This window comes from Desulfuromonadaceae bacterium (assembly GCA_019429445.1).
Lineage (GTDB): Bacteria > Desulfobacterota > Desulfuromonadia > Desulfuromonadales > JAHYIW01 > JAHYIW01.
The window spans coordinates 14,998-30,820 of the sequence record JAHYIW010000013.1; the positions used below are offsets into that span (position 1 = coordinate 14,998).

General features: G+C 52.0%; 19 protein-coding genes. All 19 read left to right on the top strand.

Going from position 1 to position 15,823, the window contains the following annotated elements; all coding sequences use genetic code 11:
- The first annotated feature begins 135 nt into the window (after positions 1 to 135).
- The 19 genes from kdsB to ptsP all read left to right on the top strand — a co-directional run bounded on the left by kdsB (position 136) and on the right by ptsP (position 15,750).
- On the top strand, positions 136 to 885 hold the full coding sequence (kdsB, locus tag K0A93_06765; GenBank protein ID MBW6511805.1) for a 3-deoxy-manno-octulosonate cytidylyltransferase: 750 nt from the start codon (positions 136 to 138) through the stop codon (positions 883 to 885).
- A gap of 248 nt (positions 886 to 1,133) precedes the next feature.
- Positions 1,134 to 2,741 carry a CTP synthase gene (locus K0A93_06770; protein ID MBW6511806.1) on the top strand — a complete coding sequence of 536 codons (1,608 nt, stop codon included), beginning with the start codon at positions 1,134 to 1,136 and terminating at the stop codon, positions 2,739 to 2,741.
- Positions 2,738 to 3,577 (top strand): 3-deoxy-8-phosphooctulonate synthase, encoded by an 840-nt coding sequence (gene kdsA / locus K0A93_06775; protein ID MBW6511807.1) that lies wholly within the window; start codon positions 2,738 to 2,740, stop codon positions 3,575 to 3,577. Before K0A93_06770 ends, kdsA begins: the two co-directional genes overlap by 4 nt.
- On the top strand, positions 3,574 to 4,536 hold the full coding sequence (locus K0A93_06780) for a KpsF/GutQ family sugar-phosphate isomerase (protein MBW6511808.1): 963 nt from the start codon (positions 3,574 to 3,576) through the stop codon (positions 4,534 to 4,536). The genes kdsA and K0A93_06780 overlap by 4 nt, the downstream gene beginning before the upstream one ends.
- Positions 4,536 to 5,090 carry an HAD-IIIA family hydrolase gene (locus tag K0A93_06785; protein ID MBW6511809.1) on the top strand — a complete coding sequence of 185 codons (555 nt, stop codon included), beginning with the start codon at positions 4,536 to 4,538 and terminating at the stop codon, positions 5,088 to 5,090. The genes K0A93_06780 and K0A93_06785 overlap by 1 nt, the downstream gene beginning before the upstream one ends.
- Before the next feature lie 42 nt (positions 5,091 to 5,132).
- On the top strand, positions 5,133 to 5,681 hold the full coding sequence (gene lptC / locus K0A93_06790; GenBank protein ID MBW6511810.1) for an LPS export ABC transporter periplasmic protein LptC: 549 nt from the start codon (positions 5,133 to 5,135) through the stop codon (positions 5,679 to 5,681).
- Positions 5,681 to 6,142: a lipopolysaccharide transport periplasmic protein LptA gene (gene lptA, locus K0A93_06795; protein MBW6511811.1), complete on the top strand. Its 462-nt coding sequence runs from the start codon at positions 5,681 to 5,683 to the stop codon at positions 6,140 to 6,142. Before lptC ends, lptA begins: the two co-directional genes overlap by 1 nt.
- Complete coding sequence (gene lptB, locus K0A93_06800) at positions 6,139 to 6,864, top strand: LPS export ABC transporter ATP-binding protein (protein MBW6511812.1); 726 nt, start codon at positions 6,139 to 6,141, stop codon at positions 6,862 to 6,864. The genes lptA and lptB overlap by 4 nt, the downstream gene beginning before the upstream one ends.
- Positions 6,865 to 6,890: 26 nt before the next feature.
- Positions 6,891 to 8,333, top strand: a complete 1,443-nt coding sequence (rpoN, locus tag K0A93_06805; protein ID MBW6511813.1) for an RNA polymerase factor sigma-54 — start codon at positions 6,891 to 6,893, stop codon at positions 8,331 to 8,333.
- Positions 8,334 to 8,424: 91 nt separating this feature from the next.
- Positions 8,425 to 8,970 carry a ribosome-associated translation inhibitor RaiA gene (gene raiA / locus K0A93_06810; protein MBW6511814.1) on the top strand — a complete coding sequence of 182 codons (546 nt, stop codon included), beginning with the start codon at positions 8,425 to 8,427 and terminating at the stop codon, positions 8,968 to 8,970.
- An 87-nt stretch (positions 8,971 to 9,057) separates the two neighbouring features.
- Positions 9,058 to 9,519, top strand: a complete 462-nt coding sequence (locus K0A93_06815) for a PTS sugar transporter subunit IIA (GenBank protein MBW6511815.1) — start codon at positions 9,058 to 9,060, stop codon at positions 9,517 to 9,519.
- A 9-nt stretch (positions 9,520 to 9,528) separates the two neighbouring features.
- On the top strand, positions 9,529 to 10,503 hold the full coding sequence (gene hprK / locus K0A93_06820; protein MBW6511816.1) for an HPr(Ser) kinase/phosphatase: 975 nt from the start codon (positions 9,529 to 9,531) through the stop codon (positions 10,501 to 10,503).
- Positions 10,504 to 10,507: 4 nt separating this feature from the next.
- Entirely contained in the window at positions 10,508 to 11,365 is an 858-nt protein-coding gene (gene rapZ, locus K0A93_06825; protein ID MBW6511817.1) for an RNase adapter RapZ, read from the top strand.
- Positions 11,366 to 11,367: 2 nt separating this feature from the next.
- On the top strand, positions 11,368 to 11,784 hold the full coding sequence (locus K0A93_06830) for a PTS system fructose subfamily IIA component (protein MBW6511818.1): 417 nt from the start codon (positions 11,368 to 11,370) through the stop codon (positions 11,782 to 11,784).
- A gap of 6 nt (positions 11,785 to 11,790) precedes the next feature.
- A complete protein-coding gene (locus K0A93_06835; GenBank protein MBW6511819.1) occupies positions 11,791 to 12,279 on the top strand; it encodes a PTS sugar transporter subunit IIB in 489 nt (162 codons plus the stop codon).
- Complete coding sequence (locus K0A93_06840) at positions 12,273 to 12,968, top strand: PTS sugar transporter subunit IIC (GenBank protein MBW6511820.1); 696 nt, start codon at positions 12,273 to 12,275, stop codon at positions 12,966 to 12,968. The genes K0A93_06835 and K0A93_06840 overlap by 7 nt, the downstream gene beginning before the upstream one ends.
- 1 nt (position 12,969) lies before the next feature.
- Positions 12,970 to 13,728 carry a PTS system mannose/fructose/sorbose family transporter subunit IID gene (locus K0A93_06845; protein ID MBW6511821.1) on the top strand — a complete coding sequence of 253 codons (759 nt, stop codon included), beginning with the start codon at positions 12,970 to 12,972 and terminating at the stop codon, positions 13,726 to 13,728.
- Positions 13,725 to 13,997 carry an HPr family phosphocarrier protein gene (locus tag K0A93_06850; GenBank protein MBW6511822.1) on the top strand — a complete coding sequence of 91 codons (273 nt, stop codon included), beginning with the start codon at positions 13,725 to 13,727 and terminating at the stop codon, positions 13,995 to 13,997. The genes K0A93_06845 and K0A93_06850 overlap by 4 nt, the downstream gene beginning before the upstream one ends.
- The gene (gene ptsP, locus K0A93_06855; GenBank protein ID MBW6511823.1) at positions 13,978 to 15,750 is read left to right on the top strand and encodes a phosphoenolpyruvate--protein phosphotransferase; all 1,773 of its coding nucleotides are present in this window, start codon (positions 13,978 to 13,980) and stop codon (positions 15,748 to 15,750) included. Before K0A93_06850 ends, ptsP begins: the two co-directional genes overlap by 20 nt.
- Positions 15,751 to 15,823 lie beyond the last annotated feature (73 nt).

Genomic DNA, 15,823 nt, shown 5'->3' on the forward strand with positions numbered 1-15,823 from the left:
CCCTTGATGTGACGTCAACAATCGGTCTGAAATTTTCTCTGTCGCCGCGCTTTCACCGCGCCTGTCTTTCTTGACAGTGCCGCCCCTTTTCTATAGGCTACGCTCGCTTGTGTTTATCCCTGAAAGGACAATCCAATGAGTGTAGCTGCGATTATTCCTGCCCGCTTTGCGTCGACCCGCTTCCCCGGCAAGCCCCTGGCTGATATTTGCGGCAAGCCAATGATTCAACATGTGTATGAACGTGTTTCCCGCTCAACGTCGGTGACGCGGGTGATCGTTGCGACGGACGATGAACGCATCAGCTCCGCGGTGACCGGTTTTGGCGGGGAGGTGATGATGACGCGCGCCGACCATCCAACCGGTACCGACCGTCTTGCCGAGGTTGCGGCTCAGCTCGATGCCGCAATTATTGTGAATGTGCAGGGGGACGAACCGTTGATCGAGCCGCGGATGATTGATCTGGCGACCGCTCCGTTGCTGGCCGATGACACGATCCCGATGGGAACGTTAAAGACGGCAATTCTTGATGAGGAAGAATTTACAAATCCGAATGTGGTCAAAGTTGTCACCGACCGCGACGGGTTTGCTCTCTACTTTTCGCGTGCGGCGATCCCTTTTCAGCGTGACGCTGCGGTCGATACGGCCTCAAAAATCGCCTTGACGCGAGGGTTTAAGCATATTGGTCTGTATGTTTATCGGCGTGACTTCCTGTTGAAATTCCCCACCCTTTTAGCGACACCTCTGGAGCAGCTGGAAAAGTTGGAACAATTGCGTGCGTTGGAAAATGGTTTCCGGATTCGCGTTGTCGAGACGCGCGATGCCTCCTGGGGGGTTGATGTGCCGGAGGATCTGGCGCGGGTCAGGAAGATTCTCGGGGCGGCCTGAAAAACAGGTTTTCTTTTCTACTTCTTGCGGCTAAAATTGATGGCGTCGCAAAAAGTCCGCCCTCCGGCGTTACGCTGATTTTTCAGGACCTCGACCTACCTGATGTAGGCCTTCGCCCCTGAAAAACCACCAAGCCTTGGAGGACGAAATTTTTGCTTAGCCATCTCATTCTTTTTTGCGAGTGCATCAAAATTAACTCTTATGATTTTCGTATCAAATAACCGGCTGGTATGAGCAGAGGACGTGCAATGAAGACCAAGTTTATTTTTATTACCGGAGGCGTCGTTTCTTCGCTGGGGAAGGGTTTGTCCGCCGCATCGATCGGGGCGCTGATGGAAGCACGCGGATTGCGTGTTTCGATGCAGAAGATGGATCCCTATATCAATGTAGATCCCGGCACGATGAGCCCCTATCAGCACGGTGAGGTTTTTGTCACCAATGATGGTGCGGAAACCGATCTTGACCTGGGGCACTACGAACGGTTCACCACCGCCAACCTGTCGCGCAAATCTAATTTTACCACCGGCCAGGTCTACGACAGCGTCATCCGCAAGGAAAGACGCGGTGACTACCTTGGTGGCACAGTTCAGGTTATCCCCCATATTACCAATGAGATCAAAGAAAAGATCATCGATAATGCGCGGGAGATCGATATCGCCATCATCGAAGTGGGGGGCACCGTCGGAGATATTGAATCGTTGCCGTTTCTGGAAGCGATTCGCCAGTTTCGCAGTGATCGTGGTGCCGACAATGTGCTTTACATCCATCTGACGCTGGTGCCGTATATTTCGACTGCCGGCGAGTTAAAGACCAAACCCACCCAGCACAGTGTCAAGGAGCTCCGTGAAATCGGTATTCAGCCGGACATTCTGCTGTGCCGCTGTGATCGCGAGATTCCCCGCGAAATGAAGAGCAAGATCGCGCTGTTCTGCAATGTTGATGAAGGGGCGGTCATTACGGCGCGGGATGTTTCATCGATCTACGAATGCCCGATTGCGTTGCATGAGCAGGGGCTGGATGAACGGATCGTCGATTACCTCAATATCTGGACCAAGGCGCCCGATCTGTCCGCCTGGGAACGGATCAGGCTGCGGGTTAATGACCCGACCGGGGAGACCGTCATCGCCATTGTCGGTAAATATGTCGAGCTGACAGAAAGTTATAAATCGTTGGCTGAAGCGTTGATTCATGGTGGCATCGGTAATGATTGCCGGGTCAAGCTGAAATATGTTGATTCGGAAAGTCTGGAGCGACATGGCATCGGCGACGCTTTTGATCAGGTCGACGGGATTCTGGTCCCTGGCGGGTTTGGTGAACGCGGCAGTGAGGGGAAGATCGACGCGATTCGTTTTGCCCGTGAGAACAAGATCCCGTTTTTCGGCATCTGCCTCGGGATGCAGATGGCGGTAGTTGAGTTTTCACGGAATGTCTGTCAGATCAAGGAAGCGTATTCATCGGAATTTCGTGAAGACGCTAAAAATCCCGTCATCCATATTATGGAGGAGCAAAGGAAGGTCAAAGGGAAGGGGGGGACGATGCGTCTCGGTGCTTACCCCTGTAACATGGCAAAGGATACGCTGGCGCGTCGGATTTACGGGCAGAAGAGTATTACCGAGCGCCATCGCCATCGTTATGAATTCAACAATGCTTATCGCACGGTTTTGAAAGAGTGCGGCTTGACTATTTCCGGTATTCATCCCGATCTCGATCTGGTCGAGATCATTGAACTTTCTGATCACCCCTGGTTTCTTGGCTGTCAATTTCACCCTGAGTTTAAATCCCGACCGATGTCCCCCCACCCGTTGTTTGAATCGTTTGTCGGGGCGTGCCTCAAACAGAGGAGTGAAGCAAAATGACACGTACTATCCAGCTTGGCAAGATCACCATGGGGGGCGGTTTGCCGCTCGTTTTAATTGCCGGTCCGTGTGCGATCGAGAACGAAGCAATGACGTTGCGGATTGCTGAAAAACTGGTGAATTTGTCACAAAAACTTGGTTTTCCGTTGATCTTCAAGGCCTCTTACGACAAGGCCAATCGTACCTCTGTCGATTCCTACCGAGGCCCCGGCATGGATGAGGGATTACGGATTTTGAGTCAGGTCAAGGCAGAATTCGATCTGCCGATTCTGTCTGACGTCCATGATATCACCCAGGTTGCTGCCGCCGCCGAAGTGCTGGATGTTTTACAAATTCCGGCATTTCTCTGCCGCCAGACAGATTTGTTGCTGGCCGCCGCCAGGACCGGCAAGGTAATTAATGTCAAGAAGGGGCAATTCATGGCCCCGTGGGATATGCGCAACAGTGTTGGCAAGCTGCAAGCTGGCGGGAATGAACAAATCATCCTCACTGAACGCGGTGCGAGCTTCGGTTACAATAATCTGGTCAGTGATATGCGTTCGTTAGTGATTATGCGCGAGCTTGGTTTTCCGGTGGTGTTCGATGCGACTCATTCGGTGCAGTTGCCCGGTGGCGGCGGCACGATTTCCGCTGGTCAGCGGCAATATGTTGGAGCGTTGTCGCGGGCGGCAACAGCGGTCGGCATTGATGGTCTTTTTTGGGAAGTTCATGAGAATCCCGATCAGGCCCTCTGCGATGGAGCCAATTCATTGTCGCTTGACCAGCTTGAAGACATGTTGCGGCAGATGATGGCGCTGGATGCGATTATAAAAGATGGGGAGTACGTTGAGCGATGATTGAAACCGCGCAAAAAGTTTTACGCACCGAAGCCGAAGCGATTCAGGCGCTGATTGAGCGGATTGATGACCGTTTTATTCAGGCGGTCAAGATGATTCTTGCCTGTCATGGGCGCGTTGTCATCACCGGGATGGGTAAATCCGGGCATATCTGTCAGAAAATTGCCGCAACCATGTCATCCACCGGAACGCCGACATTGTTTCTGCATCCGGCCGAGGGGATGCACGGAGATCTCGGCATGCTGGCCAAGGGAGATGTTGTCATCGCCGTTTCAAACTCAGGAGAAACAGAAGAGATCACCCGGATTTTGCCGATTATCAAACGCATGGGGTTGCCGCTGCTCGCGATGAGTGGTAATCCGCACTCGACCCTGGCACGCGCAGGTGACGTTTTCCTCGATATTTCGATCAAGGAGGAAGCCTGTCCTCTGGGGTTGGCACCGACGGCAAGTACCACCGCGACGCTCGCCATGGGTGATGCCCTGGCGGTAACGCTACTGATCGAACGTGGCTTTAAGGCGGAAGATTTTGCCATGTTTCATCCGGGGGGTGCGCTGGGGAAACGTCTGTTGTTGCGTGTCGAGGATGTCATGCATAGCGGCGCGGATATTCCGGTCGTTCCCGCAACGATGCTGCTGAAGGAAGCACTTTTTGAAATCACCAGTAAAAAGCTTGGCGTGACCGGAGTGGCCGACGAGAGCGGTGAACTGGTGGGGGTTTTTACCGATGGTGATTTGCGGCGGGTGATTGCCCACGGATATGACGCCATGGAGCGGCCGATGTGTGAAATGATGGCAAAACATCCGAAACGCATTCTGGCGACGAACCTGGCCGCCAAAGCGGTGCAGTTGATGGAGGAATTCGCGATTACTTCGTTGTTTGTGTTTGATTCTGATGCCGGTAAAAAACCGGTCGGTATCGTTCATCTGCACGATCTGCTCAGAGCGGGGGTGGTTTGATGGTTGAATATCATCAACTCAAGCTTTTGCTGCTGGATGTCGACGGGGTGATGACGGACGGCGGGATTATTCTCGACGACAACGGGAACGAAAGTAAACGATTCAATGTCAAGGATGGTCATGGGATCAAGCTGCTGCAACGCGCAGGGGTTGCCGTCGGGATCGTTACCGGGCGCAGTTCCACGGTGGTTGCCCATCGTGCTGCCGAACTGGGTATCGAAATCCTCTATCAGGGGGCAAAAGACAAGCTGGTTCCCTTTAACGAGATCCTGGCGCAAACAGGGCTCGCCGCATCGGCAGTAGCTTATGTCGGTGACGATATCGTTGATCTACCGATTCTGTTGCGGGTGGGTTTTTCTGCCACGGTTGCTGACGCGGTCGATGATGTCAAAAATTGCGTCGACTACGTAACTGAACGAAACGGTGGCTGCGGTGCCGTGCGGGAGATTTGTGATCATATTCTCCGTCACAGTGGACGCTGGCCGGAAATTATGGAGCGTTATCTTCTCACCACGCCTGCGATTCATACAAGTCCCGTGCCAACGGGCGAGTAAAATCTTTGCAGTTTGTCTGGTGAAATGCTATAGTTAACGCCCATGAACGGTCCCGTATCCAGCGCACGTGTCAGTTGTCTTTTGGTTGTCATCCTGTGCCTGATGCTGTTGCCGTTCAGGGTGGTGGGGGCGACTCTGTCCGCTCCGCAGAGTGATCTTGTGATCGACGATTTCGCTTATACGGAATATCGTGACGGGACCCGGCGCTGGGCGCTACAGGCGAGAAGTGCCCGACACGATTTTGTGGGCGCTATTGCCCGGGCCGAGGTTGTTCATCTCCAGGTATTTTCGCAACAGAACAAGCCGTATCTGAGGTTGTGGGCGGATTCCGGAGTGATGAAAATCGCTGAACGCATCATCGAGCTCAACGGTTCGGTTATTGTTGAAGATCAACGGGGGTATCGTTTTTTGACGGACAGGCTGGTTTATGATGACCGCCGACAACTCGCCTCCGGGGCAGGACCGGTGCAGATGTTTTCCCCAGGGTTGAAAATCACCGGTCGAGGTTACGATTATGCCGCCGCAACGGGAATTTTCCAGATTCACGAAGAGATTGAGGCGTTCGTTACTGCGCCCTTGAAAACACCCTGATGATCAGATTACTACTTTTACTGTTGTTGATATTTTTTTCTGTCCATGTCGCTATGGCCGAAACCGAACCGATTCGGGTTAGCGCAGACCACCTGGAAGCGAATAATCCGGCAGGCTGGGTTAGCTTTCAGGGGAACGTTGTTGCTGATGACGGCGGGGTGGTGCTGCGTGCCGAGCAGATGAAACTGTTTGTCGATCAGGAAGATCGTTCGCTGCTACGTATCGAAGCTGAGGGGACGGTCAGAATGACCCAGGGGCCGCGCGTTGCGTCAAGTAACAGCGCCATTTTCTTCAATCGGGAGCGCAAGATTGTCCTCACCGGAAACGCCCGCTTCAAGGATGGCGAAAATCGGGTAGAGGGTCAGGAAATAACGGTTTTTCTGGACGAAGAGCGAACCTTGGTGGGGGGAGAAGGGGGGCGGGTGAATGCCGTTTTTCGCCCGACAGGGGAGGATCGATGACGCATTTGTTGCGTGCCCGTGGTCTGTCCAAAAGTTATCGCGGACGACAGGTTGTTTGCGGTGTCGATCTTGATGTATCATCAGGGCAGGTGATCGGCTTGCTTGGCCCGAACGGTGCCGGCAAAACGACCTCGTTCTATATGATGGTTGGTCTGGTCAGGCCCGATCAGGGGCAGGTGTTCATGGATGACCGCGAATTGACACGCTTGCCGATGCATTTGCGGGCCCGCGCGGGGATCTCATACCTGGCGCAGGAAGCTTCTGTTTTTCGTAAATTGACGGTGGAAAACAATTTATTGGCAATTCTTGAAACGATGAATCTGTCTGCGGTTGCTCGTCGTGAGCGGATGGAGCAACTGCTTGGTGAGTTTCGCCTGACTCAGGTGCGTAAATCCTACGGCTACAGCTTGTCAGGGGGCGAACGTCGTCGCGTTGAAATCGCCCGGGCACTGGTCAGCGAACCGCTCTTTCTCTTGCTTGATGAGCCGTTTGCGGGGATTGATCCGATTGCCGTTAATGATATTCAGGAGGTTATCAAGCACTTGCGTGACCGGGGTATTGGCATCTTGATTTCTGACCACAATGTGCGGGAAACTCTCGGTGTCTGCGATCAGGCGTATATTCTCAACGATGGGGGGGTTCTGGAATACGGAACACCTCAGGATATTGCCCGCAGTGAACGGGCGCGAACCATCTATCTCGGGGACTCTTTTCGGTTGTAGTCCCTTGAATATCGTGAAAGTTAATTATGGCGCTTGAACTAAGACAACAGCTTAAACTCAGTCAGCAGCTGGTGATGACGCCGCAGCTTCAGCAGGCGATCAAGTTACTGCAGCTCTCGCGGATGGAACTGGTCGATCTGGTTCAGGCAGAGCTGGAGGAAAACCCGCTGCTTGAAGAGGGGAACGATGTTCCCGAAGAGCGTGTCGATACGCCGGAAGGCGGGGAGGATGTCAGCACGCCAGGGGAAGAGGTTGCGGAGGTTGTCGGTGAGTCTGAGGGACTGAATGATATCGATTGGCAAACTTACCTCGAAGGGTACAGTTTGTCCGGTCCGAGTGGTGACAACTTTGCCGATGATGATGAACGTCCGGCCTATGAAAATCTGATTACCAAAAAGCAGTCGTTGGCAGATCATCTGATGTGGCAGCTTAAATTGACCCGTCTTGATGATTTGACCTTTCGCGTTGCAGCGGAAATTATCGGCAATCTCGATGATCAAGGTTATTTGCGTGCCGGGCTCGATGAAATTGCCACGATAACCAGAACTTCCCCCGAGAATGTTGAAAAGATTCTTGGTTTTGTGCAGCAGTTCGACCCCCCTGGTGTTGCCGCCCGTGACCTGCAGGAATGCCTGTTGTGCCAGGCGATTAATCTCGGCATGGAGGGGACGCTGGTCGAAGCCATGTTGCGCGAGCATATGGATGATCTTGAAAATCGCAGATATGCCAGAATTGCAAAAGAACAAAATGTTACAATCGACGATGTTCTGGTCGCCGCAAAAATTATTTCTGATCTTGAGCCGCGTCCGGGACGCCCTTTCTCGCAAGAAGATGTGCATTACATCACCGCCGATATTTTTGTGCACAAGATTGGTGATGAATATGTCGTGGTCCTTAATGATGACGGTTTGCCGAACCTCAAGATCAGTTCTTTTTATCGCCAGGCCTTATCGAATGGAGGAACGGTCGATCAGAAGGCCAGTGAGTATATTCAGGATAAAATGCGCGGGGCGGTTTGGTTGATCAAGAGTATTCATCAGCGGCAGCGAACGATTTATCGGGTAACAAAGAGTATCATCAAATTTCAACGAATGTTTTTTGACCATGGCATTGAATATCTTAAGCCACTGGTGTTGCGCGATGTCGCCGAAGATATTCAGATGCACGAGTCGACGATCAGTCGGGTGACAACGAATAAATATGTACAGACGCCACAGGGGCTGTTTGAACTGAAATATTTTTTCAACAGTGCTATCGGCACTGTCGGGGGATCAGCGGTCGCCTCGGAGAGTGTCAAGAACCGCATCAAGGATATCGTTGCGGGGGAAAATCCGAAAAAACCTTATTCTGATCAAAAAATTGTTGAGCTGTTGCTTGAGCACGGGATTGATATCGCCCGCCGTACAGTGACAAAATACCGGGAAATGCTCAATATTGGTTCATCGACTGGACGAAAAAGAATGTTTTGACTGTCTTCCTGGGTGGTTAATCTCCTTTGAAGCGATATAATCAAGGCACATAGAAACGATTCCTGCGGGAATCCTGACCAGGAGGTTCTTTATGCAAATTGCTGTCACTTTCAGGCACATGGAAACCAGTAATCCACTCAAGACTTATCTTGAAGAGAAAGTTTCACGGGTTAAAAAATATATCGATGAACCGATTGATGCCCAGGCGGTGATGTCGGTTGAGAAGAAAATTCGCCATCGGGTCGAAGTTACCCTGGTGGCGAAAGGTATCACCATAAAGGGTAGCGAGGAAACCAGCGATATGTACGCGGCGATTGACGCCGTGGTCGATAAAATTGAACGTCAGCTGAAGCGTTACAAAGATAAAATCAAGCGACACAAACCGAGTGTAGGGCGTGAGCGGCAGATTTCAAAGTCGGTCTTGTCGGCAGAAAGCGTCGATGAAGGCGCAGTGGAACCGTTGATTGTCCGCACTAACAGTTTCTTCGTGAAACCGATGTCGGTAGAAGAAGCGGTGATGCAAATGGACCTGTTGCATAAAGATTTTTTGGTTTTTACCGATGATCGGTCAGCCGAGATCAATGTCGTTTACCGGCGCAAAGATGGCCACTATGGTTTGATCGAACCACGCAATTAAGTAACAAAGTCATTGATTGACTCCGGGGAATCCTTCACCGGAGTCTTTTATTTTGAGTAACGGGAGTTAGTGGAGTATGTTTGGCGTATGAAAATCGTAGATCTGTTGTATCCCGAAACCATCATTTCGAGTTTACAGGCCCGGACCAAAGATGATGTATTGGCGGAGTTGGCCGAGGCGTTGTCCAAGTTTGACGAGAGCCTGGATCGAACCGAGGTGATTAAGGTTCTCCATGAGCGGGAGTGTCTGGGGAGTACCGGCATTGGTGACGGTGTCGCGATCCCCCACGGAAAGCTTAAATCACTGGATAAGCTGCTGATCGCCTTTGCCCGCAGTGTCGATGGCGTCGATTTTGATGCGATGGACGGCAAACCGGCGCACCTTTTCTTTCTGCTCGTTGCGCCGGAAGAATCTGTCGGCGTGCATTTGAAGATGCTGGCGCGGATATCTAAAATTCTAAAGAACAAGGCGACACGTGAACAACTGGTGCAGGCGCCTGATGCGCAGGCGCTTTACAAGATCATTGCTGATGAAGAAGAACGTTTTTGAGATGAGTGTATGCCCGGAATCAGTATAGCTGAACTGCTCGCAGAGCAGGACGCGGGGCTTGCCCTTGAACTGTTGGCGGGCAGGGACGGCCTGGGTAATCGGGTGCAGGTGCCGCGGATTCAAAAGCCGGGGCTTGCCCTCGCAGGTTACACCGCCAACCTGCATCACGATCGAATCCAGGTGCTCGGTTCGACCGAACTGAGTTATCTTGAACAACTGGAGCCGCTACGTGCCGCTGAAAATATCCGTGCATTGTGTGCTCACGATATCTGTTGTTTCATTGTTACCAAGGGACAAACGCCTCCTGACATGCTGATTCAGGCAGCTGAATCCCGGTCTATCCCCTTGCTGCGCTCCCCCCTGCAAAGCTCCGACTTCATTTCGTTGCTCACCAATTTCCTGGAAGAACATTTATTACCGACCAAAATTGTTCATGGTGTTCTGGTCGATGTCCTTGGGGTCGGTGTGTTGCTGCTGGGGAAAAGTGGTATTGGTAAAAGTGAGTGTGCTCTTGATCTGGTATTGCGCGGGCACCGACTGGTCGCTGATGATATTGTCAAGGTGCGGATGAAAATGCCCGCAGTCCTGTTTGGCGAAGGCAAGGATTTACTCCACTATCACATGGAGATTCGCGGTTTGGGGATTATTAATATCAAGCACCTGTTCGGTGTTGCATCGATTCGTGATCGTAAAAAGATCGATGTCGCGATCGAACTTGTCGAGTGGGAGGACGGTAAGGAATATGATCGTCTTGGGCTTGAGGATAATACCTACACCTTGCTCGGATTAAAAATTCCCTTTTTGAAGATTCCGGTTCGACCAGGGCGCGACATTACGTCAATCGTCGAGGTTGCGGCGCGCAACCAGCTGCTTAAGGAAATGGGCTATCACAGTGCAAGGGAGTTTCAGGACCGCCTTGAATCGAGGATGGCTGAAACGATCCGTCTGCAATCACACACCATCATCGGCGACAACCTTGAGTAGCCGGATGAGATTGATCATTCTCTCCGGACTTTCCGGTTCCGGGAAATCGACCGCCGCTCGCGTCTTCGAGGACCAGGGTTTTTACGTTGCTGATAACCTTCCGCCGGTGCTGCTGCCGCGCTTTGTAACGCTGATTGAGGAAAGTGTCGGTTCTGTTGCCGGGATTGTGGTCGTTGTTGATGTGCGCAGTCTGGAGTTTTTTCGTGAATTCAAGCCGGTTTTGGCGGAGCTCGAAATTTTCGGGCACACCGCAGAAATTGTTTTCTTCGATGCCGACGACTCTGTGCTGGTGCGGCGTTACTCCGAAACACGGCGCTCTCATCCGCTGGCAAAAAAGGAGGGGGTGACCGTCGGTATCGAGCGTGAACGTTTACTCCTCGCGCCCCTCAGGGCAATCAGTGCGCGGATTATTGACACCTCTAATCTGAATACTCATCAGTTGCGGGCTACCATTATCAGTCTGTTTTGTGACACGAAACAAGCGCAAATACTTCCGGTTCGTTTACAGTCTTTTGGTTTCAGTTATGGTGTCCCGCCAGAGTCTGACCTGGTTATGGATGTTCGTTTTCTGGCGAATCCCCACTTTGACGCCCGGCTCAGACCAATGACCGGTCTGGATAAAGATGTTCAGGATTTTGTCAACAACAGTTCACTTGCGCAAGATTTTTTTCGCTTTTTCGGAGCACTGCTTGCCTTTCTGCTGCCGCAATATCAACGCGAAGGGAAAAGCTATCTGACTGTTTCTGTCGGTTGTACCGGAGGCCGGCACCGCAGCGTTGCCGTTGTTGAAGCATTGCAGCACTTAACGCAGCTGGAGGGAATTGCTCTGGAAGTGTTTCACCGTGATGTTTCAAGGGGTTAAGGATGATAGGACTGGTTGTCGCATGCCATTCACGGCTCGCTGAAGAGTTGCTGCTGACCGCAGAATCGATCGTTGGTCCATTGCCGCATGCCCGTGCCGTATGTATCCGCCGCGAAGATGGGATGGAGGCAATTGAGGCAACATTGCGCGCAGCGATTGCCGCCGTTGATGATGCGGGTGATGGCGTGATTGTGATGACGGACATGTTCGGCGGAACGCCTGCCAACGTTGCGATGACGCTTTTTGAAGACTGCAATATTGAAATTTTAGCCGGGGTCAATCTGCCCATGTTGATCAAATTCAGTAGCGTTCCAAAGTGTGAAACTCTCAGCGCGGTTGCCGTTTTTTTGCGTGAGTACGGGCGACGCGGCATCATGTGCCCGGGGGAACTTTTGAAACCTCGAACAGATTATATGTGAATTGAAATGACGATTGTATTAGCACGAATCGATAGTCGCCTGATCCATGGTCAAGTGCTGGAGGCTTGGGTCCCTTACTGTAAAGCAACATGTATCGTGGTGGCCAACAATGAGATTTCACCGGTTCAAAAGATTGTCATGCAGGCCGCTGTTCCCAGCAAGATGCGTGTGAATATAGATAAAATTTCTGAAATTGCCGAACAATTTTCCCACGGAAAATTTGCTGGCGAACGCGTTTTACTCCTTTTTTCTTCTTCACACGATGCCCTCGAAGCCTACCGCCTGGGGATTCCTGTGACCCGGTTGAATTTGGGCAACATGCATGCGGGACCGGGTAAATTGCGTTATACCAGTACGATTGCGATGAACGCCGAAGATATTGATAATTTTCAACATTTGACTGAGTCCGGGGTAAGCATAAGCGTGCAGGGCGTACCTGCAAACCGCGAAACAAGGTTCGCTAAATTGTTAAAACGGAAGATACCGGAATGCTGATTTCCTGGACCCATCTTCTTCTCGGGGGGGGGGCTGCCGTGATCACCGGTCTTGACCGAACGGCTGCGCTGCAATTTATGATTTGTCGGCCACTGGTTGCGGGCCCGTTAACGGGGCTGATGCTTGGTGACTGGCTGGTTGGCATGCAGGTCGGCATGCTCCTTGAGTTGCTTTGGCTCGGACGCCTGCCGGTGGGCGCGGCGATCCCTCCGGATGATACGCAGGTCGCGGTAGGGAGTACAGTGCTGGCGGTCAGTCTCGCCGAAATTGGTGATAGCAATAGTCTTGCTTTTGTTATTCTTTGTGTGCTGATTGCCATGCCGTTGGGGAAGGCCGGACAGTTTTTTGACCACCTCGCTCGCGCTCGGAACGGGCGACTGCTGACGCGAATTGAACATACGCTTGATAGCCAAGAGGGCTGTTCTGAGTATTGTCATTTACTCGGTTTGTTTAATTTTGGCGTGGCGTCACTCGCAACTTATATGCTGATTGTTGGGTGCGGAACGCCGCTGTTACGTTACCTGGGACCATTACTGCTGCCGTCGCTGACCCCGGCTGCCGACTGGGTGAAAATATTGTTCCCGATCATCGGCACGGCAGCCATTCTTGGTATGGTCAATGTCAATCGTTCCATAACATTATTCAGTGCCGCTTATGCCATGGCGTTACTGTTGCTGTGGTTGGCCTGACATGAACCGGCGGCGATTGACATTGCGTTGCTATTTTCAGGTGTTTCTGCGCACCTTTGTGCTCCAGGGAAGCTGGAATTTTGAACGCCTGCAAAATCTTGGGGTACTCTTTGCGCTGGCTCCGGCATTGCGGCAACTCTATGCAGGCAAAGCACTGAAAGATGCTTATCGGCGCAATCTGGCGTATTTCAACACCCATCCTTTTCTGGGTGCGCCCATTCTGGGCGCGATGCTGAATCTGGAATGTGCCCGCAGTGAAGGGCGTCCCGAAGAAATTGAAGTCGACGATTTCCGGCAAATGGTCATGGCCCCCTACGCGGCGATTGGCGACGCACTCTTCTGGGGGGGGCTGCGTCCCTTTGCGGCGGGGATTGCATTGTTTTTTTCCTTTAATGGATCGTTCTGGGCACCGGTAATTTTTTTACTGATTTTTAATCTTCCGCATCTTTTTTTTCGCACTGCGGGTCTGTGGCTCGGATGGGTACAGGGATGGAAGGTGACGGAAACGGTACAACGTTACAACCTTCCGGATGTCGCGATACGGCTTAAGGAAGGGACGGTTGTGCTGCTCGGCGGGTTGTGTGCCTATCTGACATTTCAATTGTTGCGTGGCGAGGGGGTACCGATATTCTGCGGATTGGCCGTTGTGCCGGTTGTCCTTTTGTGCGGCTGGGCAACCCGCAAAGGCTTGTCAACATTGTTACTCGTTTGGTCTGCAACCGCCATTGCCGTCGCACTGGTGGGGTTTTTTAAAATATGACAGTTAAAGAAGGTACATTCACGATCGTCAACCGACTCGGATTGCACGCCCGTGCTGCAGCACAATTTGTGCAAACGGCCAACCGCTTTACCGCGAACGTTCATGTCGAGAAGGAAGGTGAAGAGGTAAACGGGAAGAGCATTATGGGGATTTTAATGCTGGCGGCACCCAAAGGTTCATCAATCAAGATTACGGTGAGTGGAGACGATGCCGATGAGGCCTATCGGGAGCTTGCCGCTTTGATCGAGGATGGTTTTGGTGAAGATTAATATTTCTCCTGATACGATTCTGGTCGGTATCGGGGTGTCATCCGGGATCGGTATCGGACAGAGCCATCTGCTTAACCGTTCACGGATGGTTGCGATTGAACGCCGATTACAATCGGAGGAAGATGTCGAGGCCGAGGTGAAAACCTTTTTGGCCGCGATTGCCCACTCTAAAAAACAGCTGGACGAGATTAAAGATCGTGCTGACAGCTCTGCGTTGGCCGATCATCTTTATATTATCGACACCCACAAACTCATCCTTGAAGATCAGATGCTGATCGATGAAACCATCGGCTGGATTCGTCAGGAACTCCTGAATGCCGAAGGGGCATTGCAACGCACCCTGAACAAGTTTAACGAGGTTTTTGCGGGGATCCAGGATGAATATCTGCGTGAGCGCCGCTCTGATGTTGCCTCTGTTGGTGACCGGGTTTTGCGCAGCTTGCTGGGCATAACCCAGCAGGCGTTGACCGATATTGACGGTAAAGCGGTGGTCGTCGCCCATGACTTGTCCCCGGCCGATACCATGCAAATCGACAAACAGAAGATTGTCGGTTTTGTGACGGATGTTGGTGGACGCACTTCGCACACCGCTATTCTGGCGCGTTCTCTCGGGATTCCGGCGGTTGTCGGGCTGGAAAAAGCAACCTCGCTGATCCCTGCAAACGTGCCGATTATTATTGACGGCGATGAGGGAACGATCATTCTCAACCCCTCGCAGGAAACTTTCCGGGAATATCTTGATAAGAAGCAGCAGTTTGGTTATTGCGAACAGCAACTCAAAGACAGCGCCAATCTCGCGGCCAAAACCAGAGATGGCCGCCAGGTTGCCCTGCGGGCCAATATCGAAATACTTGATGAGCTTGGCCCGGCGCAGGAATATGGTGCCGAGGGATGCGGCCTGGTGCGCTCGGAATTTTTGTTCATGAATCGCTCGGTACCGCCGGACGAAGAGGAGCAGTGCGCTTTTTACCGTGAAATTGCCATTCGCATGGCTCCCCATCCGGTCACGATCAGGACTCTCGATGTCGGTGGGGACAAGTTTGTCGCTGATATCTGTCTGCAAAATGAAACTAATCCGGCCATGGGTTTAAGGGCCATTCGTTTTTCACTCAAAGAACAATTGTTGTTCAAAACACAGCTTAAAGCAATTCTGCGCGCATCAACCTTCGGTGATGTGCGTTTGATGTTTCCGATGATATCGGGCGTTGCTGAAGTGCGGCAATGCCGACAGTTACTGAATGAAGTCCAGGTGGAGCTCGACGCAAAGCAGATCGCCTACGATCCGCAGATACAGGTGGGGATTATGATCGAGACCCCTGCCGCGGCGTTTATTGCCGAACAACTGGCGAAAGAGGTTGATTTTTTTTCGATCGGTACGAACGATCTGATTCAGTATTGCCTGGCCATCGACCGTAGCAACGAGCATGTCGCTTATCTCTACCAGCCCCTTCATCCGGCGGTGCTGCGCGCCATCAAGGCGATTTGCGACGGGGCGGCCAAAGCCAATATCAGCGTCGCCATGTGCGGCGAGATGGCCGGCGACCCGGTTTATACCTTGGCGCTGCTGGGGTTGGGGGTGACCGAGTTCTCAATGAATGCGACGTCTATTCCCCGTGTCAAACGCATTTTGCGTCTGGCCACAGTGCGTGATGGACGGAGATTGTCGCGGCTGATTCTGAAGTTCACGACGGCGACGGAGGTTGCAGATTTTCTTGATAATGAAATGCGGAGCAGATTTCCGACGGCTTTTTAACGTGAAACACATTGACATGAATGGCTTTTTGTTTTAAAAATAGCGGCTAATTTGTTTACTCAGGAGGTTGACT

What these genes read in the sequence shown, in the direction of transcription:
- K0A93_06780 (MBW6511808.1), top strand. Translation starts at nt 3,574, where the DNA reads ATGATTGAAACCGCGCAAAAAGTTTTACGCACCGAAGCCGAAGCGATT.
- rapZ (MBW6511817.1), top strand. Translation starts at nt 10,508, where the DNA reads ATGAGATTGATCATTCTCTCCGGACTTTCCGGTTCCGGGAAATCGACC.
- ptsP (MBW6511823.1), top strand. Translation starts at nt 13,978, where the DNA reads ATGGTTTTGGTGAAGATTAATATTTCTCCTGATACGATTCTGGTCGGT.
- K0A93_06845 (MBW6511821.1), top strand. Translation starts at nt 12,970, where the DNA reads ATGAACCGGCGGCGATTGACATTGCGTTGCTATTTTCAGGTGTTTCTG.
- K0A93_06785 (MBW6511809.1), top strand. Translation starts at nt 4,536, where the DNA reads ATGGTTGAATATCATCAACTCAAGCTTTTGCTGCTGGATGTCGACGGG.
- lptC (MBW6511810.1), top strand. Translation starts at nt 5,133, where the DNA reads ATGAACGGTCCCGTATCCAGCGCACGTGTCAGTTGTCTTTTGGTTGTC.
- raiA (MBW6511814.1), top strand. Translation starts at nt 8,425, where the DNA reads ATGCAAATTGCTGTCACTTTCAGGCACATGGAAACCAGTAATCCACTC.
- lptB (MBW6511812.1), top strand. Translation starts at nt 6,139, where the DNA reads ATGACGCATTTGTTGCGTGCCCGTGGTCTGTCCAAAAGTTATCGCGGA.
- K0A93_06815 (MBW6511815.1), top strand. Translation starts at nt 9,058, where the DNA reads ATGAAAATCGTAGATCTGTTGTATCCCGAAACCATCATTTCGAGTTTA.
- hprK (MBW6511816.1), top strand. Translation starts at nt 9,529, where the DNA reads ATGCCCGGAATCAGTATAGCTGAACTGCTCGCAGAGCAGGACGCGGGG.
- kdsB (MBW6511805.1), top strand. Translation starts at nt 136, where the DNA reads ATGAGTGTAGCTGCGATTATTCCTGCCCGCTTTGCGTCGACCCGCTTC.
- rpoN (MBW6511813.1), top strand. Translation starts at nt 6,891, where the DNA reads ATGGCGCTTGAACTAAGACAACAGCTTAAACTCAGTCAGCAGCTGGTG.
- lptA (MBW6511811.1), top strand. Translation starts at nt 5,681, where the DNA reads ATGATCAGATTACTACTTTTACTGTTGTTGATATTTTTTTCTGTCCAT.
- K0A93_06840 (MBW6511820.1), top strand. Translation starts at nt 12,273, where the DNA reads ATGCTGATTTCCTGGACCCATCTTCTTCTCGGGGGGGGGGCTGCCGTG.
- kdsA (MBW6511807.1), top strand. Translation starts at nt 2,738, where the DNA reads ATGACACGTACTATCCAGCTTGGCAAGATCACCATGGGGGGCGGTTTG.
- K0A93_06835 (MBW6511819.1), top strand. Translation starts at nt 11,791, where the DNA reads ATGACGATTGTATTAGCACGAATCGATAGTCGCCTGATCCATGGTCAA.
- K0A93_06770 (MBW6511806.1), top strand. Translation starts at nt 1,134, where the DNA reads ATGAAGACCAAGTTTATTTTTATTACCGGAGGCGTCGTTTCTTCGCTG.
- K0A93_06850 (MBW6511822.1), top strand. Translation starts at nt 13,725, where the DNA reads ATGACAGTTAAAGAAGGTACATTCACGATCGTCAACCGACTCGGATTG.
- K0A93_06830 (MBW6511818.1), top strand. Translation starts at nt 11,368, where the DNA reads ATGATAGGACTGGTTGTCGCATGCCATTCACGGCTCGCTGAAGAGTTG.